The sequence below is a fragment of the Microbacterium maritypicum MF109 genome, from assembly GCF_000455825.1.
In the GTDB taxonomy this organism is placed as follows: Bacteria; Actinomycetota; Actinomycetes; order Actinomycetales; family Microbacteriaceae; genus Microbacterium; species Microbacterium maritypicum_A.
Map to the genome: position 1 here is coordinate 1 of NZ_ATAO01000044.1, position 396 is coordinate 396.

1 pseudogene is annotated in these 396 nt (G+C 66.9%); it reads right to left on the bottom strand.

Going from position 1 to position 396, the window contains the following annotated elements:
* Positions 1 to 366, bottom strand: a pseudogene (locus L687_RS0120825) (sialidase family protein); the annotation flags it as partial.
* Between the last annotated feature and the right edge of the window lie 30 nt (positions 367 to 396).

Consider the following 396-nt stretch of genomic DNA (forward strand, 5'->3'; position numbering starts at 1 on the left):
GTTCACACGGTTGCTGTTCGCCCCGTTGGCGGCATTCGTGAAGATCAGCTTCTTCGCGTCGGCGCTGCCCGCGGCGGCTTCCGGATGCAGGCGGGTGATCGAGGCGTTGTTCGTGGGGTCGGGCAGCTCGGCGTCGCGGGTGACCGGACCATAGCTGTGACCGCCGTCGGTCGAGATCGCGACCTTGCGAAGACGCCCGTCGGAGCTGTCTCGCGAGTTGAGCATGACGCGTCCGTCGGAGAGCTCGACGACCTTGTTCTCGTCCATGCCGGTGCCGACGTATTCGCCACGCTGCCAGGTGTCGCCGCCGTCGTCGGAATACACCGAGTACGCCTGGATCGCGGTGGATCCGTCGGCCTGACGCACGGTGCCAGCGTACTGCTGGATGAGCCGCCC